Annotated in this window: 22 protein-coding genes and 1 tRNA gene; 6 read left to right on the forward strand and 17 right to left on the reverse strand. The window is 61.9% G+C overall.

What is annotated here, in order from left to right:
• Positions 1-87: 87 nt before the first annotated feature.
• From ACZ0AJ_RS13490 to ACZ0AJ_RS13505, 4 genes are all read right to left on the reverse strand, one after another.
• Positions 88-164 (reverse strand) — tRNA-Pro (locus ACZ0AJ_RS13490).
• 89 nt (positions 165-253) lie between these two features.
• Complete coding sequence (locus ACZ0AJ_RS13495) at positions 254-2,140, reverse strand: MFS transporter (protein WP_499455023.1); 1,887 nt, start codon at positions 2,138-2,140, stop codon at positions 254-256.
• A gap of 213 nt (positions 2,141-2,353) precedes the next feature.
• Positions 2,354-3,673, reverse strand: a complete 1,320-nt coding sequence (locus tag ACZ0AJ_RS13500) for a homoserine dehydrogenase (RefSeq protein WP_499455024.1) — start codon at positions 3,671-3,673, stop codon at positions 2,354-2,356.
• Positions 3,674-3,713: 40 nt separating this feature from the next.
• Positions 3,714-4,937 (reverse strand): aminotransferase class I/II-fold pyridoxal phosphate-dependent enzyme, encoded by a 1,224-nt coding sequence (locus tag ACZ0AJ_RS13505; protein ID WP_258835142.1) that lies wholly within the window; start codon positions 4,935-4,937, stop codon positions 3,714-3,716.
• A gap of 146 nt (positions 4,938-5,083) precedes the next feature.
• On the opposite strand from ACZ0AJ_RS13505, the gene ACZ0AJ_RS13510 reads away from it, so the two are divergent.
• The 5 genes from ACZ0AJ_RS13510 to ACZ0AJ_RS13530 all read left to right on the forward strand — a co-directional run bounded on the left by ACZ0AJ_RS13510 (position 5,084) and on the right by ACZ0AJ_RS13530 (position 9,619).
• On the forward strand, positions 5,084-5,464 hold the full coding sequence (locus tag ACZ0AJ_RS13510; RefSeq protein WP_499455028.1) for an Mth938-like domain-containing protein: 381 nt from the start codon (positions 5,084-5,086) through the stop codon (positions 5,462-5,464).
• Between the two features lie 180 nt (positions 5,465-5,644).
• The gene (locus ACZ0AJ_RS13515; RefSeq protein WP_258835144.1) at positions 5,645-6,112 is read left to right on the forward strand and encodes a redoxin domain-containing protein; all 468 of its coding nucleotides are present in this window, start codon (positions 5,645-5,647) and stop codon (positions 6,110-6,112) included.
• A 256-nt stretch (positions 6,113-6,368) separates the two neighbouring features.
• A complete protein-coding gene (locus ACZ0AJ_RS13520; protein WP_499455029.1) occupies positions 6,369-8,183 on the forward strand; it encodes a PhoH family protein in 1,815 nt (604 codons plus the stop codon).
• Between the two features lie 169 nt (positions 8,184-8,352).
• Positions 8,353-9,243, forward strand: a complete 891-nt coding sequence (locus ACZ0AJ_RS13525; RefSeq protein ID WP_499455030.1) for an MBL fold metallo-hydrolase — start codon at positions 8,353-8,355, stop codon at positions 9,241-9,243.
• A gap of 115 nt (positions 9,244-9,358) precedes the next feature.
• Positions 9,359-9,619 carry a hypothetical protein gene (locus ACZ0AJ_RS13530; protein ID WP_499455031.1) on the forward strand — a complete coding sequence of 87 codons (261 nt, stop codon included), beginning with the start codon at positions 9,359-9,361 and terminating at the stop codon, positions 9,617-9,619.
• A gap of 49 nt (positions 9,620-9,668) precedes the next feature.
• Here ACZ0AJ_RS13530 and ACZ0AJ_RS13535 read toward each other — a convergent pair whose 3' ends face one another.
• From ACZ0AJ_RS13535 to rpsF, 7 genes are all read right to left on the reverse strand, one after another.
• Positions 9,669-10,679: an inorganic phosphate transporter gene (locus ACZ0AJ_RS13535; protein WP_183555510.1), complete on the reverse strand. Its 1,011-nt coding sequence runs from the start codon at positions 10,677-10,679 to the stop codon at positions 9,669-9,671.
• Between the two features lie 20 nt (positions 10,680-10,699).
• A complete protein-coding gene (locus ACZ0AJ_RS13540; RefSeq protein ID WP_183555511.1) occupies positions 10,700-11,326 on the reverse strand; it encodes a DUF47 domain-containing protein in 627 nt (208 codons plus the stop codon).
• A gap of 113 nt (positions 11,327-11,439) precedes the next feature.
• Positions 11,440-12,828, reverse strand: coding sequence for a replicative DNA helicase (locus tag ACZ0AJ_RS13545; RefSeq protein ID WP_183555512.1), 1,389 nt, complete (start codon positions 12,826-12,828; stop codon positions 11,440-11,442).
• A gap of 119 nt (positions 12,829-12,947) precedes the next feature.
• Positions 12,948-13,400 carry a 50S ribosomal protein L9 gene (gene rplI / locus ACZ0AJ_RS13550; RefSeq protein ID WP_183555513.1) on the reverse strand — a complete coding sequence of 151 codons (453 nt, stop codon included), beginning with the start codon at positions 13,398-13,400 and terminating at the stop codon, positions 12,948-12,950.
• Positions 13,401-13,436: 36 nt separating this feature from the next.
• A complete protein-coding gene (rpsR, locus tag ACZ0AJ_RS13555; RefSeq protein ID WP_183555514.1) occupies positions 13,437-13,727 on the reverse strand; it encodes a 30S ribosomal protein S18 in 291 nt (96 codons plus the stop codon).
• 28 nt (positions 13,728-13,755) lie between these two features.
• Entirely contained in the window at positions 13,756-14,055 is a 300-nt protein-coding gene (gene priB, locus ACZ0AJ_RS13560; RefSeq protein ID WP_258835148.1) for a primosomal replication protein N, read from the reverse strand.
• Between the two features lie 37 nt (positions 14,056-14,092).
• The gene (rpsF, locus tag ACZ0AJ_RS13565; RefSeq protein ID WP_183555516.1) at positions 14,093-14,500 is read right to left on the reverse strand and encodes a 30S ribosomal protein S6; all 408 of its coding nucleotides are present in this window, start codon (positions 14,498-14,500) and stop codon (positions 14,093-14,095) included.
• A 294-nt stretch (positions 14,501-14,794) separates the two neighbouring features.
• Between rpsF and lexA the strand changes: the two genes are divergently transcribed.
• Entirely contained in the window at positions 14,795-15,424 is a 630-nt protein-coding gene (gene lexA, locus ACZ0AJ_RS13570) for a transcriptional repressor LexA (protein WP_183555517.1), read from the forward strand.
• Between the two features lie 63 nt (positions 15,425-15,487).
• On the opposite strand, the gene ACZ0AJ_RS13575 is transcribed toward lexA, so the two are convergent.
• From ACZ0AJ_RS13575 to folC, 6 genes are all read right to left on the reverse strand, one after another.
• Positions 15,488-16,192: a tetratricopeptide repeat protein gene (locus ACZ0AJ_RS13575; protein ID WP_499455034.1), complete on the reverse strand. Its 705-nt coding sequence runs from the start codon at positions 16,190-16,192 to the stop codon at positions 15,488-15,490.
• 176 nt (positions 16,193-16,368) lie between these two features.
• Complete coding sequence (locus ACZ0AJ_RS13580) at positions 16,369-17,610, reverse strand: cystathionine gamma-synthase family protein (protein ID WP_499455035.1); 1,242 nt, start codon at positions 17,608-17,610, stop codon at positions 16,369-16,371.
• 2 nt (positions 17,611-17,612) lie between these two features.
• Positions 17,613-19,133 (reverse strand): amidophosphoribosyltransferase, encoded by a 1,521-nt coding sequence (purF, locus tag ACZ0AJ_RS13585; RefSeq protein WP_183555519.1) that lies wholly within the window; start codon positions 19,131-19,133, stop codon positions 17,613-17,615.
• Between the two features lie 76 nt (positions 19,134-19,209).
• Positions 19,210-19,698 (reverse strand): CvpA family protein, encoded by a 489-nt coding sequence (locus ACZ0AJ_RS13590; RefSeq protein ID WP_183555520.1) that lies wholly within the window; start codon positions 19,696-19,698, stop codon positions 19,210-19,212.
• Positions 19,699-19,711: 13 nt separating this feature from the next.
• Positions 19,712-20,725, reverse strand: coding sequence for an SPOR domain-containing protein (locus ACZ0AJ_RS13595; protein WP_499455036.1), 1,014 nt, complete (start codon positions 20,723-20,725; stop codon positions 19,712-19,714).
• A 12-nt stretch (positions 20,726-20,737) separates the two neighbouring features.
• Entirely contained in the window at positions 20,738-22,036 is a 1,299-nt protein-coding gene (gene folC, locus ACZ0AJ_RS13600) for a bifunctional tetrahydrofolate synthase/dihydrofolate synthase (protein ID WP_499455037.1), read from the reverse strand.
• Positions 22,037-22,055 lie beyond the last annotated feature (19 nt).

The raw sequence follows: 22,055 nt of genomic DNA on the forward strand, positions 1-22,055 counted from the left end.
GTAAAAAAAACAGCACCGGGATCAGATAAAGATCTGATCCCGGTGCTGTTGTTCTCTCCGGCTTTCGCCGTAACTACTTGAATTTATTGGTCGGGGCGAGAGGATTCGAACCTCCGACCCCGTGCACCCCATGCACGTACGCTACCAGGCTGCGCTACGCCCCGACTAGTCAATAATTATATCAGAGCCACAAAAAAAATCTTGCGATTTTGCCATACCCAGCGCGGCGGTATGGCCCGGCGCTGACTTCCGCTTACTTCCACTCTCCGCGCAACGTCATGACCTGCTGCTGCAGATATTCCGGCGTCGCCAGCTCCGGTGCCACCGGTGTGCCCACTGCCAGCGACAGTTGCGAGCGCATGCCGCGCGCGATGCGCCGGCCGAACAGATTGCCCTGGTCACGCGTGAACCAGCTGCCCCACAGGCCACGCAGCGCCATCGGAATCACCGGCACCTTGTTGCGCTCGACGATCTTGGTGATGCCGCTTCTGAACTCGCTCATCTCGCCCGTCTTGGTCAGGCGCCCTTCCGGGAAGATGCAGACCAGCTCGCCGTCATGCAGCGCGTGGGCAATGTCGACGAAGGCTTTTTCCATCGTCCACGGGTCTTCCTTGGCTGGCGCGATCGGGATCGCATTGACCGCGCGGAAAATCCAGCGCAGGAACGGCGTCTTGAAGATGCGGTGGTCCATCACGAAGCGGATCGGGCGCGGGCTGGCCGCGTTGATGACGATCGCGTCGACATAGCTCACGTGGTTGCAGACCAGCACCGCCGGGCCATCGGCCGGAATGTGCGAGGTGTCGATCATGCGCACCCGGTACACGGTGTGGATCAGAATCCAGGCCAAAAAGCGCATCAGGAATTCCGGCACCAGCGAGAAGATGTAGATTGCGACGACCACATTGAGCAGCGCCGTGGTCAGGAACAGTTCCGGAATCGAAAAGCCCTGCCCCAGCAGCAGGATCGCCACACCGGCCGAGGCCACCATGAAGATCGCATTGAGAATGTTCATGCCGGCAATCGTGCGCGAGACGTGTTTCTGGTCGCAACGCGTCTGGATCAGCGCGAACAGCGGCACGATGAACAGGCCCCCGAACACGCCGATCATCACTAGGTCGAACAGGATGCGCAAAGCGCCCGGCTGGCCCAGCAGCACCAGCCAGTCGACGATCGCCGTGCCCGCCGTGAAGCCCGAGCTGGCGAAATACAGGTCGATGCCAAACACCGACAGGCCGATCGAGCCGAATGGCACCAGGCCGATCTCGACCTTGTGGCCCGACAGGCGTTCGCACAGCAGCGAGCCGGCGCCGATGCCAAGCGAAAACACGGTCAGCAGCAGCACGAACACACTGTGGTCGCCGTGCAGGTAATCCTTGGAAAATACGGGGAACTGGGCCAGCAGCAGCGCGCCATAGAACCAGAACCACGAGTTGCCGAGCATCGACAGGAACACGGTGCGGTTCTTGCGCGAGAACGCCAGGTTGCGCCACGATTCGGCAATGATGTTGCGGCTGATGCGCAGCTCGGGCACCGGGGCCGGCGATGGCGGGATGCGCCAGCTGGCCAGCAGGCCCAGCACGGCGAAGAACAGCGTCGCACCGGCCACCAGCATGATGCCGTTCGGCCTGCCAACCAGCACTGCGCCGGCCACTTCGCCCAGCAGGATGCCGACAAATGTCCCCATCTCGACAACGCCATTGCCGCCGACCAGTTCATCGGGCTTCAGGTTTTGCGGCAGATAGGCATATTTGACAGGACCGAACAGCGTCGAATGCATGCCCATGCCGATCACGGCTGCAATCAGGAGCCACAGATTGTGTGTCATCCAGCCGATACCGGCCACCAGCATGATCGCAATCTCGGCGATCTTGACGATGCGCGCGAGCCTGGCCTTGTCGAACTTGTCGGCCAGCTGGCCGGCCGTGGCGGAGAACACCACGTACGGCAGGATGAACAGGCCGGGGATCAGGTTGTTGATGAGCGAGGGGTCGAGCGTGGTCCAGTTCAGCGCGTCGTAGGTCATCACGACCAAGAGTGCCGTCTTGAACAGATTGTCGTTGAACGCGCCCAGGAACTGGGTCCAGAAAAAGGGGGCGAAACGGCGCTGGGTCAGCAGGGAGAATTGGCTCGGTTGGCGCATGCTGGAGGGCTCGGGTGACTAGGATGCCGTAATGTACAACGGCAAGCTCGACCGAACAAAGCATGTTTCTCATATTCATGCTTGCGTATTCGCATCTGATACCGGAGGTCGTGGCCAGCGATACGAAACAGCATTGAAGAATCAAGCGGCACGAATCACGCGGCACTACCCGGCCCGCATGATGCGGGTGACCGCCCTGCGGCCACCCTGTGCTTAGCCCAGCGACTCCAGGCGAATCCGCGTGACCTTGCCAATCACGGCCGGCATCGCCTCGATCCTGGCGATGGCCGCATCGATGCTCTTCTCCTGCGTCTGGTGCGTGAGCATGATGATGTCGATATCGGTCTGGTTGCCCGGCTCTTTCTGCAGCACGGCGTCGATCGAGATGTTGCCGTCGGCCAGGATGCGGGTCAGGTCGGCCATCACGCCCAGCTGGTCCTGCACGTGCACGCGCAGGTAATAGCTGGTGGTGATCTCGGCCATCGGCATGATCGCCACGTCGCTCATCTGGTTTGGCTGGAACGCCAGGTGCGGCACGCGGCCGGACGGGTCCACGGTGGCCAGGCGCGTCACGTCGACCAGGTCGGCGATCACGGCCGATGCGGTCGGCTCTGCGCCCGCGCCCTTGCCGTAGTACAGCGTGACGCCCAGGGCATCGGCATGCACCAGCACGGCGTTCATCGCGCCCTCGACATTGGCGATCAGGCGCGCGGCCGGAATCAGCGTCGGGTGCACGCGCAGCTCGATGCCTTCGCCGGCGGCAGTCGTCGTGCGGCGGGTGATGCCCAGCAGCTTGATGCGGTAGCCCAGCTGTTCGGCGTAGCGGATGTCCACTGCCTGCAACTGGCTGATGCCTTCCACGTAGGCCTTGTCGAACTGCACCGGGATGCCGAAGGCAATCGCCGACATGATGGTCAGCTTGTGCGCGGCATCCACGCCCTCGATGTCGAAGGTCGGATCGGCCTCGGCGTAGCCCAGCGCCTGCGCCTGCGCCAGCACGGTGGCGAAGTCCAGGCCCTTGTCGCGCATCTCGGACAGAATGAAGTTGGTGGTGCCGTTGATGATGCCGGCCACCGATTCGATGCGGTTGGCGGTCAGGCCTTCGCGCAGTGCCTTGATGATCGGGATGCCGCCGGCCACGGCCGCCTCGAACGCGACGATCACGCCCTTCTCTTGCGCGGCGGCGAAAATCTCGTTGCCGTGCAGCGCCACCAGCGCCTTGTTGGCGGTGACGACATGCTTGCCGTTGGCAATGGCTTGCAGCACCAGTTCGCGCGACAGTTCGTAGCCACCGATCAGCTCGACGACGATGTCGATGTCGGGATGGTTCACCACGGCAAACGGGTCGTTGACGACTTGCACGCCCTCGCCGGTGACTGTGCGTGCGCGCTCGGTATTGCGCGCGGCGACCATCGTCACCTCGATGCCGCGGCCGGCGCGGCGGCGGATGTCTTCCTGATTGCGCTTGAGTACATTAAAGGTACCGGCACCAACGGTGCCGATGCCCAGCAGGCCAACTTGAATCGGTTTCATAAAATCTGTTTCTCGTGAGGTCTGGGCGCGACGCGCTGGATCAGGCGTGGCGCCGTCGGTAACCGTCGAGGAAGCGCGCAATGCGTCCGCAAGCGTCGGTCAGGTCGTCGGAATTAGGCAGGAACACCAGCCGGAAATGGTCCGGGGCGATCCAGTTGAAGCCGGTGCCTTGCACCAGCAGCACTTTTTCCTCGGTCAGCAGTTCGCAAATGAACTGCTGGTCGTCCGTGATCGGGTACATCTTCGGATCGAGGCGCGGGAACATGTAAAGCGCAGCTTTTGGCTTCACGCAGGACACGCCCGGTATATCGGTAAGCAATTTGTAGGCAAGATCGCGCTGCCGGAGCAGACGCCCGCCCGGGCCCACCAGATCGTTGATGCTCTGGTGGCCGCCCAGCGCGGTCTGGATCGCGAACTGGCCCGGCGCGTTGGCGCACAGGCGCATCGACGCCAGCATGTTCAGGCCATCGATATAGCCCTTGGCATGGCGCTTCTCGCCCGAGACCACCATCCAGCCGGCGCGGTAGCCGCACGAGCGGTAGTTCTTCGACAAGCCGTTCAGCGTCACGAACAGCACATCGTCGGCCAGCGAGGCCATCGAGACGTGCTCGGCCATGTCGTACAGCGTCTTGTCGTAGATTTCGTCGGCGTAGATGATCAGCTGGTGCTGACGCGCCAGCTCGATGATCTCGAGCAGCACTTCTCGCGGATACAGCGCGCCGGTGGGATTGTTCGGGTTGATGACGACGATGGCGCGCGTGTTTGGCGTGATCTTGCTGCGCATGTCGGCGATGTCGGGCATCCAGCCGGCGCCTTCGTCGCAGATGTAGTGGCGCGGCGCCCCACCGGCCAGGCTCACGGCGGCGGTCCACAGCGGATAGTCGGGTGCCGGCACCAGCACTTCGTCGCCATTGTTGAGCAAACCCTGCATCGACATGACGATCAGTTCCGACGCCCCGTTGCCCAGGTAGATGTCGTCGATCGTCACCCCGGTGATGTTTTTCTCTTGCGTGTAGTGCATGACCGCCTTGCGCGGCGCGAACATGCCTTTGCTGTCCGTATAGCCGGCCGCGCCATGCATATTGCGGATCATGTCGCTGACGATCTCGTCCGGCGCATCGAAGCCGAACACGGCGAGGTTGCCGATATTGAGCTTGATGATCTTCTGGCCGTCTTCTTCCATCTGGCGCGCCTGCTCCAGGGCCGGTCCGCGGATCTCGTAGCAGACGTCGTCGAGCTTGTTCGATTTGGCAATCGGTCGCACAGTATCCCCTGGAAAATCGCCTGCACTGTTGCAGTGCGCAAAAATACCATTCTGCCCAAAGCGCACGGTTTAGGCAACCTTGCCGATCCGGTTACAATGGGCATCCGCACAGTCACCGCTAACCAGCGTCCACTTCGCCTATCGCCATGAAGCTCCATTCCGACAATACCCAGCAATACCAGACCGTTACCGGCGTCGATGCCAGCGGCGTCGAGATCAATGCCCAGCGTTACGATTACAGCCTGACGCTGCTGCCGGAGGTTCCGCCGCGTCCCTGGAACGTGACCGATTTCGACCAGCTCACCGCCGCCCACTTCGATGAACTGGCGCAGGACGCGCCGGACGTCGTGATCCTCGGCACCGGCCCGCGCCAGCGCTTCGTACATCCGCGCCTGGTCACCAGCCTGTCGAGCCGGCACATCGGCGTGGAAAGCATGGACAACGGCGCCGCCTGCCGCACGTACAACGTACTGATGGGCGAAGGTCGCAAGGTCACGCTGGCCCTGATCCTCGAACGCACCGCCTGAATCGCTACAAGGGCGGTTCAACAGGGCTGCAAACGTTTCAATCGGGGTAAATATTGCGATTCTGCCCACAAGAGTACTAGCGGCGGATAGCACCGACGGATTATCATGAGGTGCCGCTCCCCGCCATGGCGCGCCGGGAGGGTCACCCTGCAGCTGCGCTGCGACCGTCAGGAGAAACCCGTGGCCGAGAGCCAACTTGCAACCTTTGCCCCCTTCACCGCCCCGATGACGGGCGAGAAACCGTTCGAACTGCTCGGCCGTCCCGCCAAGTACACGGTGCTGTACTTTTATCCCAAGGACAATACCCCTGGCTGCACCACCGAGAGCATCGCCTTTCGTGAAGCCTATCCCGAGTTCCAGGCACTGGGCGCCGACATCTATGGCTTGTCCCGCGATTCACTGCGCTCGCACGAAAACTTCAAATCCAAGCTCGGCCTGCCGTTCGAGCTGATCTCGGACGCCGATGAAGCCGTGTGCACGCAGTTCGACGTCATGAAGATGAAAAACATGTATGGCAAGAAAGTACGGGGGGTCGAGCGCAGTACGTTTGTCATTGACGCTCAAGGCCGATTGGTGAAAGAATGGCGTGGCGTGAAGGTCAGTGACCATGTGACTGAAGTGCTGGAATTTCTGAAGAGCCAGCCGTGACAATGGATGGCTCCAGTTTGTTCAACCTGCTGGATCGCTGCCACTTATTTTGAGTCGACCTGTAATTCAACCTGTCCTGCACCTGCACTATCCCCACCCGGTTGCCCGCCGGGCCGGCGCATTTCCCGGCTCGGCCGCGTTGCAACAGTTCAACCGCAATTCCCCTTATCCCTGTTTAGTCGCGTCATCTCGTGCGCCAGCGCCATGTGGCCCGCGCGCGCACGGTCTTCCAGACTTTTTTTAGATTGAGAACCTGATGCCACTGCCAAAAATACCGAATGAACCAGCAACCATGCTGCTGGTCAAAGATTATCCCAAGGCCGAACCCGGTCGTTCGCCGGTGCGTTCGATCTTGGCCAAGCCAGATCCTGAAGTCGATGACCTGATCAGCGGCCAAGCCGTGCCAACGCCGAAGTCGCGCGCACGCCGCAAAGCGCAAGACACCCTCGCCGCCGCGCAAACACCCGTGCGTGCTGCGCCGGTTGCCGAAGTCAAGCCGCAGGCTGCTCCCGAAGCTGCACCAAAAGCTGCACCTCAGGCACCGAACGTTGCCCCGATCTCGGCCAAGCTGCGCGAGCAGGATGCCGAGCAACTGCATTCCACCAAGCAGAAACCCGTGGAAGCGCCAGTCAAGTCGTCCACCAGCCGCAAGGCCGACCGTTCGGGCCTGACCAAGGTGTTCGTGCTCGATACCAATGTGCTGATGCATGACCCAAGCTCGCTGTTCCGTTTCGAAGAACACGACGTCTATCTCCCGATGATGACGCTCGAGGAACTCGACAACCACAAGAAGGGCATGTCCGAAGTGGCGCGCAATGCACGCCAGGTGTCGCGCACGCTTGACGCCTTGATCGCCAACGTCGACGACGACGCGATCGAGTCCGGCATTCCGCTGTCCAAGCTGGGCAACAAGGATGCCAAGGGACGCCTCTTGTTCCAGACCCGTCTGACGAGCGCGCCGCTGCCGGAAGGCCTGCCGGAAGGCAAAGCCGACAACCAGATCCTGGGCGTCGTGCGCGCACTCGAGCAGCAGCAGGCGGGCCGCGCGATCGTGCTGGTGTCGAAAGACATCAATATGCGCATCAAGGCGCGCGCGATCGGCTTGCCGGCTGAAGACTACTTCAACGACCACGTGCTGGAAGACAGCGACCTGCTGTACTCGGGCATCGTCCAGCTGCCGGACAACTTCTGGGACACGCACGGCAAGGATGTCGAATCGTGGCAGGAAAACAAGAACGGCAACTCGGCGACCTATTACCGCGTCACCGGTCCGCTGATTCCGACGCTCCTGGCGAACCAGTTCGTCTATATGGAGCCGAAGGATGGCCAGTCGCCGCTGTACGCCCAGGTCAAGCAGATCGACGGCAAGACCGCCGTGCTGCAAACCCTGCGCGACTATAGCCACAACAAGAACAATGTGTGGGGCATCACGGCGCGCAACCGCGAGCAGAACTTCGCACTGAACCTGTTGATGAATCCGGAGTGCGACTTCGTCACGCTGCTGGGTCAGGCCGGTACCGGCAAGACCCTGCTGGCCCTGGCCGCCGGCCTGGCGCAAGTGCTCGAAACCAAGCTCTACAACGAGATCATCGTCACCCGCGTGACAGTGCCGGTCGGTGAAGACATCGGTTTCCTGCCAGGTACCGAGGAAGAGAAAATGTCGCCATGGATGGGTGCATTCGACGACAACCTCGAAGTGCTGATGAAGTCCGACGGCGATGCCGGCGACTGGGGCCGCGCGGCAACGCAGGACCTGATCCGCTCGCGCATCAAGATCAAGTCGCTCAACTTCATGCGCGGCCGCACCTTCGTCAACAAGTTCCTCATCATCGACGAAGCGCAGAACCTGACGCCCAAGCAGATGAAGACGCTGGTCACGCGCGCCGGTCCTGGCACCAAGATCCTGTGCCTGGGTAATATCGCGCAGATCGACACGCCGTATCTCACCGAAGGCTCGAGCGGCCTGACCTATGTGGTCGACCGTTTCAAGGGCTGGAACCACGGTGGCCACGTCACGCTGGCACGCGGCGAACGCTCGCGCCTGGCCGACCACGCCAGCGACGTGCTGTAACAAGTTTTGCCGCCTGCCTCGTGCAGGCGCAGTGTCCGAACGCCCGCCCTCACCGGCGGGCGTTTTTTTTGAAGCAGCATTTCGGGGTCATCAGTGCGCCAAGGATGACAAACCCGCTATGATCGAAGCTATATAGAATTGTCCCGAGATCACTGGCAGGAAACGCATCATGAAATTTCGTTTTTGGGGAGTCCGCGGGTCGATTCCGTCCCCGGGGCCGCGCACGGCGCGCTATGGCGGCAACACGACCTGCATCGAAGTGCGCACCGATGACGACACGCTGATCGTGCTCGATGGCGGCACCGGCCTGTTCCCGCTGGCACAGCACCTGCTGGCCCGCCCGCCCGTTCATGCCAATATCTTCATCACGCACAGCCACTGGGATCACATCCATGGCCTGCCCTTTTTCACGCCACTGTTCGTCAAGGGCAGCCGCGTGCGCCTGCACGGTGCGCATGATCCGGTAACGGGCCGCGGCATCGAGCACGTGATGGGCGTGCAGCTGCAAAACAGCTATTTCCCGGTCGGCGAAACGGACATGAGCGCCACCATCGAGTACTGCACGCTGACGATCGATGCGCCACTCGCGCTCGGCGATGCGCTGGTCGCGAACGTGGTGACGAACCACCCGGTCACCAACCTCGGCTACCGCATCGACTGCAACGGCAAGTCGCTGTTTTTCACGGGGGACCACGAACCCTGGTACAACCCGCATCCGGCCGGGCATCCCCAGCACGCGGTCGCCGAAACGCAGATGCGCGAAGCCGAACGCCGCATGGACGCCGTGATGGCGGGCGTGGACGCGCTGATCGTCGATTGCTCGTACACGCGCGACGAATACCCCTCCAAGCGGGGCTGGGGTCATGGCACCTTCGACGGCGCCATCGCGATGGCGCTGCGGGTTGGCGCGCGCACGCTGTACTGCACTCACCACGAACCGACCCGCAGCGACGATGAACTCGAGGCGGCGTTTGCCGACGTGATGGCGCGCCACGCCGGCTGCCTGGGCGAGCTGAAGGTACTGCTGGCTTACGAAGGCCTCGCCGTCGATCTCGGCTAGCCGACGTCACGCGCACGCTCACCTGTCAATTCTGTCAGGATAGCGGGCGCTCGTTCGGGCGTAGAATGATGTGCGGCTGTCAATACCGAACAGCCACTCTTCCGAGCCTGCTACCATGCCCTTCCCGCTGACATCACTCCTCACCTCGTGCGCTGCCGCCCTGTTGCTGGCCGCTTGCACCAGCACTGCCCCTACCAGCCCCACCCCTGACGGCGCGAAGACGGCGAGCGTGCGCGAAGAACGCACCACTCCGATTGGCACCTACCTGCCGCGCAAGAAAGGCCAGACGGCCAACAACGCCGGCACCGTCAGCGAGGTCGAGCGCGAGAACATGAAAAATTCCAGCGTCGGCACGGGCGCGATGACGCAGCACTAAAAAGAAAACGGCGCCAATGGCGCCGTTTCCAATCGCGATCAAGCCACGATTACATGATCTTGGTGCCGATCCACCAGGCCACCGCCGCCATGAAGGCCGACGCGGGAATCGTGAAGATCCATGCCCACACGATATTGCCGGCCACGCCCCAGCGCACGGCCGAAGTCTTGCGCGCAGCGCCCACGCCGACGATGGCGCCGGTGATCGTGTGCGTCGTCGACACCGGAATGCCGAACGCGCTCGACAGCAGCAGCGTGACCGCACCACCGGTCTCGGCGCAGAAACCGCCGACCGGCTTGAGCTTGGTGATCTTCTGGCCCATGGTCTTGACGATGCGCCAGCCGCCGAACAGCGTGCCGAACGCGATCGCCGCGTAGCACGAGATGATCACCCAGGCCGGTGGATACTCGGCCGTCGCGCTGGTATAACCGGCGGCGATCAGGAGCATCCAGATGATGCCCATCGTCTTTTGCGCGTCGTTGCCGCCGTGGCCCAGCGAATACGCCGCGGCCGACACCAGTTGCAGCTTGCGGAACAGGTTATCGACCTTTCTGGGCGTGGACTTCACGAAGATCCAGGCCACCATCAGCATGATGATCGAGCCCAGTACAAAGCCCAGCAGTGGTGCGACGACGATGAACGCCACGGTCTTGATGAGGCCACCCGAGATCAGCGAGCCGGTGCCCGCTTTCGCCACGGCCGCGCCCACCAGGCCGCCGATCAGCGCGTGTGACGACGACGAGGGAATGCCGTAGTACCAGGTGATGACGTTCCACGAGATCGCCCCGACCAGGGCGCCGAAGATCACGTAATGGTCGACCACGTGCGGGTCGATCGTGCCCTTGCCGATGGTTTGGGCGACCTTCATGTTGACCACGAAGATCGCGATGAAGTTGAAGAATGCCGCCATTGCGACGGCGTGCTGGGGTTTCAGGACCCCGGTCGAGACCACGGTGGCAATCGAGTTTGCCGAATCGTGAAAACCGTTCATGAAGTCGAATACCAGTGCCAGGAGCACGAGCATTCCCAGCACGTAGATGCTGATGTTGAGATTATCCATGGTTATGCAGGCCGCGACGCTTACGCGTTCTCGACGATGATGCCTTCGATGATGTTGGCCACGTCTTCGCAGCGATCGGTGACGGTCTCGAGAATCTCGTAGATGGCCTTCATCTTGATCAGGTTGCGCACGTCCGGCTCGTCGCGGAACAGCTTGGACATCGCCGCGCGCATCACGTGGTCGGCATCCGATTCCAGGCGGTCGATCTCTTCGCACAGCGCGACCATCTTGGCGGCATTGTCCATATTGTGCAGCAGCGAGACGGCTTCCTGCACCTTCAGGCAGCAGGCCAGGCACAGCTCGGCCAGGCGTTTGGCTTCCGGCGTCACGGCCTGCAGGTCGTACAGCGAAATCGTCTGGGCCGCGTCTTCCATCATGTCCAGGATGTCGTCCATGCGCGTGATCAGCTTGTGGATGTCGTCGCGGTCGATCGGCGTGATGAAACTCTTGTGCAGCAGGTCCACCGTGGCATAGGTGATCTTGTCAGCCTGCTTTTCGATCGTCTCGATCGCATGGGTGCGGGTTTCGAGGTCGTCGAAATTGGTCATCAGGCTGACCATTTCCTGCGCCCCTTTGACGCACAAGGCGGCGTGCTGATTGAAAAGATCGAAAAACTTGCCCTCGGTGGGCATGAAACGTCCAAACATAGATTCTCCGTATTGACTCTCTGGGATTACGCGGTCGCGCCGACAATGCGGCCACGCGTAAAGGCGGCCATTAAAACATCAATGGCCGCCTTGGTGTTACTACAAATGGTTATTTAGTCACCCTGATACACAGACAGGTTACCGCTGTAATTGCCGAACTTGGTGTACTGACCGATCCAGGTCAGACGGATGGCGCCAATCGGGCCGTTACGCTGCTTGCCGATAATGATTTCGGCCGTGCCCTTGTCGGGCGAATCGGGATTGTAGACCTCGTCGCGGTACAGGAAGATGATAACGTCGGCATCCTGCTCGATTGCGCCGGATTCGCGCAAGTCGGACATCACGGGGCGCTTGTTCGGCCGTTGTTCCAGCGAGCGGTTCAGCTGCGACAGGGCCACCACCGGGCACTGCAGCTCTTTGGCCAGGCCCTTGAGCGAACGTGAAATTTCCGAGATTTCGGCGGTGCGGTTGTCGCCCGGCTGGCTACCTTGCATCAGCTGCAGGTAGTCGACGATGATCAGGCCGAGCTTGCCGCACTGGCGCGCCAGGCGCCGCGCGCGTGCGCGCATCTCGATCGGGTTCAGCGCCGGCGTTTCGTCGATGTACAGCTGGGCATCGTTCATCTTCTGGATGGCGTGCGTCAGGCGCGGCCAGTCCTCGTCGTTCAGGCGCCCCGTACGCAGGCGGTGCTGGTCGAGCTGGCCGACCGAACCCAGCATACGCATCGCCAGCTGGGTGCCACCCATCTCCATCGAGAAGATCGCGACCGGCAGACCCGCTTCAATGGCAACGTTCTCGCCAATATTGACCGAGAACGCCGTCTTGCCCATCGACGGACGGCCGGCAACGATGACGAGGTCGCCCGGCTGCAGACCCGACGTCATGCGGTCGAGGTCGATGAAGCCGGTTGGCACGCCGGTGATTTCGCCCTGGTTTTCGCGGCTGTAGAGCTCGTCGATGCGCTCGACGACCTGCGTGAGCAGCGGCTGGATCGGATTCCAGCCCTGCTGGCCGCGCGAGCCGGATTCGGCAATCGCAAAGATCTTGGACTCGGCTTCGTCGAGCATCTGCTTGACTTCCTTGCCCTGCGGGTTGAACGCATTGCCCGAGATTTCATCGGCCACCGTGATCAGCTTGCGCAGGATGCCGCGGTCGCGCACGATCTCGGCGTAGCGCCGGATATTCGCGGCGGACGGCGTGTTCTGCGCCATCGCGTTCAGGTACTGCAGGCCGCCCACGTCATCGGCCTTGCCGAGCTGGTTGCAGGCCTCGTAGACAGTGATCACGTCGGCGGGTTTGCCGCCGTTGATCAGGCGCACCATCTGTTCGAAGATGATGCGGTGGTCGTAGCGGTAGAAGTCTTCCGCATTCATGAAGTCGGCGATACGGTCCCACGCGGCGTTATCGCGCAGCAGGCCGCCAATGACGGATTGCTCGGCTTCGATGGAGTGCGGGGGGATGCGCAGGGCGTCGAGTTGCGGATCTGGAGATGCTGCGTTCATGGGCGGGATTATACCTTTTCCAGTCCTGTGACTGACATGGTTGGAAAGCCGAAAAGCAAAAAAGCCGGGCGAACCCGGCTTTTTCAGAACTGCGTGCTCAGCACATGTACAGCGTGTGCTTAGGCAGCTTCGCCCACAACAGCGACGGTGATTTCCGACACGACGTCGGTGTGCAGAGCGACTGCAACCGGGAATTCGCCGGTGGTTTTCAAAGGGCCGGTCGGCAGGCGCACTTGCGACTTCTCGACAGCGAAACCTTGCTTGGTCAGCGCTTCGGCGATGTCGAAGTTGGTGACCGAACCGAACAGACGGCCATCAACGCCGGCCTTCTGGCCGATGGTGACGGTCATGCCGCTCAGCTTGTCGCCTTCAGCCTGGGCAGCCGACAGCTTTTCAGCTGCTGCTTTTTCCAGTTCAGCGCGCTTGGCTTCGAACTCGGCGACGGCGCCGGCGGTAGCGCGGCGGGCCATTTTTTGTGGGATCAGGAAGTTACGTGCGTAACCGTCCTTGACCTTGACGACGTCGCCCAGGTTGCCGACGTTGACTACTTTTTCCAACAGAATGATTTGCATAGTGATCTCCAGATGTCTGACTGTCGTGACCGACGATTAACCGTGGTGCAGGTCGGTGTACGGCAGCAGCGCAAGGTAGCGTGCGCGCTTGATCGCGGTGTCGACCTGACGCTGGTAGTGCGCCTTGGTGCCGGTCAGACGTGCTGGCATGATCTTGCCGTTTTCCTGGACGAAGTCCTTCAGGGTGTCGACGTCCTTGTAGTCCACCTGCTCAACGCCAGCGGCGGTGAAGCGGCAGAATTTCTTGCGCTTGAACAGCGGGTTTTGCTGTTTGCGCTTCTCTTTGAGTTTCGCTTTGTTTTTGTCGAACTTTTTACCGAATGCCATTTGAGGCTCCTGTATCTAAATTGCCGGGTTAAGCGGCACTGAAATCAATGATGTGAAACACCAGGGCTTTGCTGTTGCGATTTTTCCGTGCAAGAAATCCGTTGAACCTGTAGCTGGCGCCCAATTCGGCGCTGGCAAACCTGCCCGAAATCTCGCCCGCGGCGAACGCGGGGACTTCGAACGCGACCGACCTTTCGACTCCGGCCTCTTCCTGCTGCGATTCGTGCATCAGGACGGCTGAAACGATTGGCACACCGGCCGGGGTGTAACGCAGTACGTCGCGCTCGGCGATGGTCGCCATGAGCTGGAGGTGGTTTGCGTTATGCACCCGGTGTTACTGGTTACTACGAATAACTGGGAAAAACTTAAGCAGCAGCAGGCGCTGGCGCAGCGGCTGGAGCGGCTGCTGGCGCAGCGGCTTCGGCACGGTGGCTCTTGGCTGCGTCTTCGCGCTGCACCGATTTCATCATCGGCGACGGTGCGGTTTCAGCTTTTTTCAGCTTGACGGTCAGGTGACGCAGAACCGCATCATTGAACTTGAATGCAGTTTCCAGCTCGACCAGGGTCTCGTTGTCGCATTCGATGTTCAGGCAGATGTAGTGTGCTTTTGGCAGCTTCTGGATCTGGTACGCCATCTGGCGGCGGCCCCAGTCTTCAACGCGATGGATGTTACCGCCGCGGCTGGTCACCGTGGTCTTGTAACGCTCGATCATCGCCGGGACTTGTTCGCTCTGGTCCGGATGGACGATAAAAACGATTTCATAATGACGCATGCATTACTCCTTGAGGACGTTTAACAAATGCCCACCTCGGCGTCAAGACGAGTGTGGGAAGGGAAAGCCGGCAATTATAACCTGAATATCGGTGACTTGGAAACCCCCGATGATGCGTTATCGCCTCGATTGACCTCGCATTTGGCATATCTGACTCGACAATTCCAGGGTTTTGACGGCTGTTTGCACTCTGAATCGCGATTTTCGCGATATTTTTTGCGTTTCCCCTTGCGCGCGCGAGAATACTGTACAAAAATACAGGTTACATACATAACCGGTTGCTGTAACACATTTATGCTAAAGCTCACTGCACGGCAAGAACAGATCCTGAACCTGATCAAGGAAGCGATCGAGAACACCGGTTTCCCCCCAACCCGGGCTGAAATCGCTTCTGAATTGGGTTTCCGCTCGGCCAATGCGGCTGAAGAACATCTGCAAGCACTGGCGCGCAAGGGCGCCATCGAAATTTCGCCCGGCACGTCGCGCGGCATCCGCCTGATCGGCGCGAGCGTCGAGGCGATCCCGATGCCGCCACCATCGTTCATGTCGCTGCCGCTGGTCGGGCGCGTCGCGGCGGGTAATCCAATCCTCGCGCAAGAGCACGTCGAAGCCACCTACAACGTCGACGCGGCCATGTTCGCGGCGCGGCCCGATTTTCTGCTGAAGGTCAAAGGCTGGTCGATGCGCGATGCTGGCATCATGGATGGCGACTTTTTGGCGGTCAAGAAAATCGACAGCGCCAAGAACGGGCAGATCGTCGTTGCGCGCCTGGGCGACGAAGTCACGGTCAAGCGCTATCGCAAGACGGGCGATCTGGTCGAACTGCTGCCGGAGAACCCTGACTTCGACATCATTGCCGTCTCGCCGGACGAAGAGTTCGCGCTCGAAGGCCTGGCTGTCGGCTTGATGCGTAGCTGGAACTGATGTCACGGCGCCGGCCTCCCCGGCCGGCGCCTGCTTTACGCTGCCCTGTCCTGCCTACCCCTCTCAGTTCGACGCCTTCTTCACCACCGCATTGTGCTGGTTGATGAATGCCTCGGTGGCATTGCGCCACGCGGCAAAATCCGCCAGGATCATCTTTGAATTGACCTTCGCGCCTTCCGCGATATTCTGCCGCACCTGTTCCAGGTAGGCTGCCGAGGCGTCCGCCTCCTGCTTGTTCATCAGCTTGGCGATATCGGCCGGAATCTTCTTCGTCAGCGGCGACTGCGCGTTCAAATTCGTCACCATCTTGTTGTAGCAATCCTGCCAGCCAGTCACCAGCTTGTTGACCCGATCGATCTCGTCATTCACCTTCGACACGGCCGGAATGCGCGGTGACGGGCAACGGTATTCGCCCGACTGCAGCTCGGCGCCGTCGTAGCCCTTGATCCAGTAATCGATCTCGGCGCGTTTGGTCACGCGCTGCTGCATGACGACCAGCGATTCGGCCGCGACCTTGTTGCCCTTGGCTGCCGACTTCTCGAACAATGCCCTGGCCGCCGCTTCGTCGACGGTGCCCGCTTCGCCATACCAGTACATCTGGCCCAGTTGCTGCTGCGCCTGCGGATTGCCGGCATTGGCCAGCTTGGTGTACAGCTTGAGCGCGCCCGCGTAATCCTTTTTTTCGAACAGCGCATTGGCGTCTTCCAGCTCGCCCGCATAGGCGGTGCTGGCAATAGTCAGAGAAAGGCAGAGCAGGAAACGTTTCATGGGCATCCGAAGAAAATGACAAGCTGACGATGGGGCATCATAGCCCCCTTTTACAGCGGGACTCAACCGTAAAAATGACAAGGCCGGCATCGCGCCGGCCTTCTTTGCATGGCTTTACGCCGCGCGGTAACGCCACGCGGTAACGCCGCGCGGTTACGCCACGCGGTAACGCCGCCTTACGCGTCCAGCGCCTGGCGGAAGTCCTCGACCAGGTCATCGGTATCCTCGATGCCCACCGACACACGAATCAGCGACTCGGCAATGCCCATGCTGGCGCGGCGCTCGGCGCCCATCTCGAAGAAGATCGTGTGCGCCACCGGGATGACCAGCGTGCGGTTATCACCCAGGTTCGAGGCAGGAATCGCCAGCTGCAGGCGGTTGAGGTAATCGAACGGATCGATGGACTCGTGCAGCTCAAAGCTGAGCAGCGAACCGCCAGCGCGGAACAGCGACGTGACGATACCGTGCTGTGGATGCGACACCAGGCCCGGGTAGTGGACCTTTGCCACACGCTCGTCCGCCTCGAGCATTGTGGCCAGCGCCAGTGCATTGGCGCAGGTACGGGTCATGCGCAGCGCCAGCGTCTCGGCGCCAACAGCGATGTGATGCGCCGCTTCCGGCCCGAGCGACGCGCCGAAGTCGCGCAGCGCTTTCGCGCGCAGCTGCGCCATGCCCTGGGCGTGCGCCGGCTGCTTGCGGAAGTTCGGTGCGATGTTCGGATACGCGCTCCAGTCGAACAGGCCGGTATCGGTCAGCGCGCCGCCCAGCGCGATGCCATGGCCGCCAATCGACTTGGTCAGCGAATTGACCACGAGCCCGGCGCCCACGCTTTTCGGGCGGAACAGCCATGGCGACGTCATCGTGTTGTCGACCACGTACAGGATGCCCCGCTCACGGCACAGCTCGCCGATGCGGGCCAGGTCCGCCACTTGCGTGCGCGGATTGGCGATCGTCTCGACAAACACCATGCGCGTGTTCGGTGTCAGGGCCGCTTCGACTTGCGCCACGTCGGTGGGATCGACAAAGGCAACATCGACGCCCTGCCCCGCCACCGTCTGCCACAGGCTGTTGGTATTGCCAAACAGGAAGCTCGAAGAAACGATGGCGTCGCCTGCTTTGAGCAGCGCCTGGAACAGCGCGCCGATGGCTGCCATGCCGGTGCCGAAGCACAGCGTGGCGACGCCATCTTCCATCTTGCTGACCTTGTCCTCAAGCGCGCTGATGGTGGGATTGCCCTGGCGACCATAACGGAAGCCCGGCTCCTTGCCCTGGAACACGGAGGCCAGCTGACGCGCATCCGTGTAGCCGAACGCGACCGACGTGTGGATCGGCTTGTGCAGCGAACCGTGCTCGATCGGCTTGTGCCGGTCGTTGTGCAGGATCGTCGTGGTAAAGCCGTAGGTCTTTTTCTCGCTCATGCTTACTCGGCTGGAACGGCAGGGTTCAGATTCAGTTGGGTGCGGACCTGGTCTTCATCCTTGGCAGCAGGATTGTGACGCGCGGTTTCCTGGCGATCGAGGTATTCCGGGGTCACGTCGCCCGTCACGTAGATGCCGTCGAAGCACGATGCCTCGAAGTTCTTCAGTGCCGGATTAACGTCCGAAATCGAACGCTTGAGGGCGTCGATGTCCTGGTAGATCACGCGATCGGCCGTGATCTCGCGGCAGACTTCTTCGGTCGTGCGGCCGTACGCGATCAGCTCGTCGCGGGTCGGCATGTCGATGCCGTACACGTTCGGGTACAGCACCGGTGGCGCGGCCGAGGCGAAGTACACCTTGCGCGCGCCGGCTTCACGGGCCATCTGCACGATCTCGCGGCTGGTCGTGCCGCGCACGATCGAGTCGTCGACCAGCAGCACGTTCTTGTCCTTGAATTCGGAAATGATCGCGTTGAGCTTCTGGCGTACCGACTTCTTGCGCATGCCCTGGCCCGGCATGATGAAGGTGCGGCCGATGTAGCGGTTCTTGATGAAGCCTTCACGGTATTCGACGCCCAGTTTCAACGCCAGCTGGATGGCAGCCGGACGCGACGAATCGGGAATCGGCATGACGACGTCGATGTCTTCGACCGGGATTTCACTGAGCACCTTGTCGGCCAGGTATTCACCCATGCGCAGGCGCGTGGCGTAGACCGAGGCGCCGTCGATCACCGAGTCCGGACGGGCCAGGTAGACGAATTCGAACGCGCACGGGTTCAGCGACGGGTTCTCGGCGCACTGGCGCTCGGACAGCTTGCCATCGTTGGTAATGAAGACCGCTTCGCCCGGCGCAATGTCGCGCATGAAGCGGAAGCCCAGGCCCTCGAGGGCAACCGACTCGCTGGCCACCAGGTATTCGTTGCCGTTTTCGGTTTCATTCACGCCCAGGCACAGCGGACGGATGCCGAACGGATCGCGGAAGGCCAGCATGCCATGGCCGGCGATCTGCGCAACGACAGCGTAGGCGCCACGCACGCGGCGGTGCACAACAGCAACCGCCTTGAAGATCGCGTCGGCGTCGAGCGAGAAGCCATCGGCGGCTTCCTGGATTTCGTGGGCCAGCACGTTGAGCAGCACCTCGGAATCGGAGTCGGTGTTGATGTGGCGGCGGTCGTTGCGGAAGAGCTCATCCCTGAGCTGGGCCTGATTGGTCAGGTTGCCGTTGTGCGCGAGCGTGATGCCGAATGGCGCGTTGACGTAGAACGGTTGCGCCTCTTCTTCGCTCGACGAACCTGCGGTCGGATAGCGGCAGTGGCCGATTCCGGTGTTGCCCTGCAGCGAACGCATGTTCCGGGTACGGAAAACGTCACGTACCAGGCCGTTGGCCTTGAACATCGAGAACATGCTGCTGTGATTGGTCGCAATGCCCGCAGCGTCCTGGCCGCGGTGCTGCAGGAGCAGCAATGCATCGTACAGAAGCTGGTTGACGGGAGACTGCGAAACGACGCCGACGATGCCACACATGAGGTGCTCCTAAAAGCTTGGGTGCAAAATGACAGAAAACTGCGAATACAGCGAATACGGGTCTGGTAATACGGATTCAGTAATTAATATGCTCCGCGAAGGCAGCTGGCAAGAATGGTTTGACGGTACGCGCGCCGGTCTCGGCAATGGGTGACAACAGCGCCTCGCGCCAGAATGCCTGCTGCGGAATTGCCGTCATCCCGCACAATATGACGCCGGCCAGCACGATCACAATACCCCGCGCCAGGCCGAACAGGCCGCCCAGGCCCCGGTCCGCCAGCGACAGGCCGGTGGCAGCAACCACCGCACCGATCGCCATCGACAGCAGGCCCATCAGGATTCGTACGCCCAGGAACAGCACGATGAAGGCCGCCATCAGGCGCGCGGACCCGCCCGGAATGACCTCGGGCAACAAGGGTGCGAGCTGGGCGCCGTAGACATTGGCCACCACGAAGGCGACCACCCAGCCCACCAGCGACAGGATTTCCTTCACCAGGCCGCGCAGCGTGCTGATCACGACGGAGGCGATCAGCACGAACAGCACCAGGTAATCGAACATCGTCACGCGGCGGCAAGGATCAGAGTGGCACCATCGAGCCGGACAGACCGATGCCGCTCAGTTTGGCGCGCACTTTCTCTGCTTCTTCCTTGCTGAACGGGCCGACCCGCACGCGGATGAGTTCGCCAGACTTCTGGGTGAACGATGCCACGCCGGCAGCGCGCAGGCGGCTTTGCAACTCGGTGACTTTTTCCTGGCTGGCCAGCGCGGCAACCTGCACCACGAAGCGCGGTGCCGGGCCTTCGGCCTTGACCGTTTTCGGCTCGGGCTTGTCGGCCGGCTTGTCTTCGAGGATCGCGATGGCGCGGGCAGCGTCGTCCGGACGGGCCGGCTTGGTGACGTGCTCGGCTTTCGGATGCGACTCGGCGGCTTTCTCGGCGACCTTGACCGGCTTTTTCTCGGGCTCTGGCTTTTTCTCGGGCTCGGGCTTGCGCTCGGCCTTGACGGGTTCAGGCTTGGTCACCGGCTTGGCTTCGGGTTCTGCCTTTGGCTTGGTTTCAGGCTTCGGCTTGACAGTTTCGACTGGCTTGACGGTCTCGACTGGCTTGGCTGGCTCGAGCATGCGCATCGGTGGCACCTCGCTGGCGGTTGGCGCTGCGGCCACCGCGACCGGCGGCGTGCGCGTGCCGGCCGGCGGCGCCGGGACCGGATCGATGATCTCTTCGTCGCTGTCGACGCTGGCGGTTGGCGCGACCTGCTCGGACGGCACCGGCAGCGGCGCAGCCTTGTCCTTGTCCGGGATGTGGATCGCGATGTCGGTGGCCAGCGGCTTGGGCTCGGAATCGAGCAGCATCGGCAGGGCCACGACGGCGGCCAGGACCAGCGCAATGGCGCCGACCAGGCGGCGGCGCGCGCGTTTTTTCTCGGGCAGGATCGGATCGCCACGGCTGGAGCGGCGACCGCCCTCACCGGCCGAGCTGGCGCGCTTGGAGCGTGCGCGCTCGGTGTAGGCGGCCTCGTCGTCCTTGACGAAGTGACCGCTGTCGCGAACAGTTTCTTGCTTGTTTTTAGTGCCGAACGAGAACAAGCCCATGCGATTGAGGTATCAGTGTAGTGAGGATTTACGGGCCGCCATCACGCCGGCAACCGTGTAGAACGAACCAAAGACCACAATTCTATCATTCTCCTCAACCCGGCTCAGCGCATTCGCGTAAGCGTCGGCGGGCGAATCGAAGACAGTCACTGAAAAATCGCCCGCCTTCGCGCCTGCTGGCTTCAACTGGGCGATCTTCTCGGCCAGCGCCACAGGATCGGCCGAGCGCGGCGAATCGAGGCGCGTGACGCACCAGTGATCGATCACCGAGGCCATTGGCGCGATGACGGCGTCGATGTCCTTGTCGTCCATGATGCCGAACACCGCGTACGTGAATCGGTGAAAGCCCATATTGCCGAGGTTCTGTGCGAGCGTCGCGGCGGCGTGCGGATTGTGGGCCACGTCCAGCACCTGGGTCGGGCGGCCGGCCAGCACCTGGAAGCGCCCCGGCAGCTCGACCAACGCCAGGCCCGCGCGGGTTTCCTGGGCGCCGCACGGCAAGGTCATGCGCAGCGCCTCGAGGGCGGCCAGCGCTGCGGACGCATTGAGCAACTGGTTGGCGCCGCGCAAGGCCGGATAGGCCAGCGAATTGCGGCGGCCAGTGCGGCCGGCAAAGCTCCACTGCTGCTGGTCGCCCTGGTAGTTGAAGTCGCGGCCGAGCAGCCACAGGTCGGCGCCGATGCTGGTCGCGTGGTCGATCAGCGACTGGGGCGGCACCGGGTCGCTGCAGATCGCAGTTTTTCCGGCGCGGAAGATGCCGGCTTTTTCGAAGCCGATTTTCTCGCGCGTGTCGCCCAGATAGGCCGTGTGGTCGATGTCGATGCTGGTGACGATCGACACGTCGGCATCGATCACGTTGACGGCATCGAGTCGCCCGCCCAGACCGACTTCGAGGATGGCAACGTCGATCTCGCGCGTCGACAGAAGGTGCGCGATGGCGAGCGTGGTGAATTCGAAGTACGTGAGGTCCGTGTCCCCGCGCGCGGCTTCCACGGCGTTGAAGGCGGCGATGAGAACGTCATCGGAGGCCATCTCGCCATTGATGCGGGCGCGCTCGTTAAAGTCGAGAAAGTGCGGCTTGATGTAGAGGCCGACGCGGTAACCGGACTGCAGCAACACCGACTCGAGCATTGCGCAGGTCGAGCCCTTGCCGTTGGTGCCGGCCACCATGATCACGGGACACGAGAACGCGAGCTGCAGGCGCTCCTTGACGGCGCGGACGCGGTCCAGGCCCATGTCGATATGGGTTTCGGCATGGCGCGATTCGAGCAGCGCCAGCCAGTCGGGCAAGGTAGTCGGAAGTGGGGACATGGGGCTCAGAAAAGAGGAA

It is taken from the genome of Telluria sp. AC161 (genome assembly GCF_979258535.1).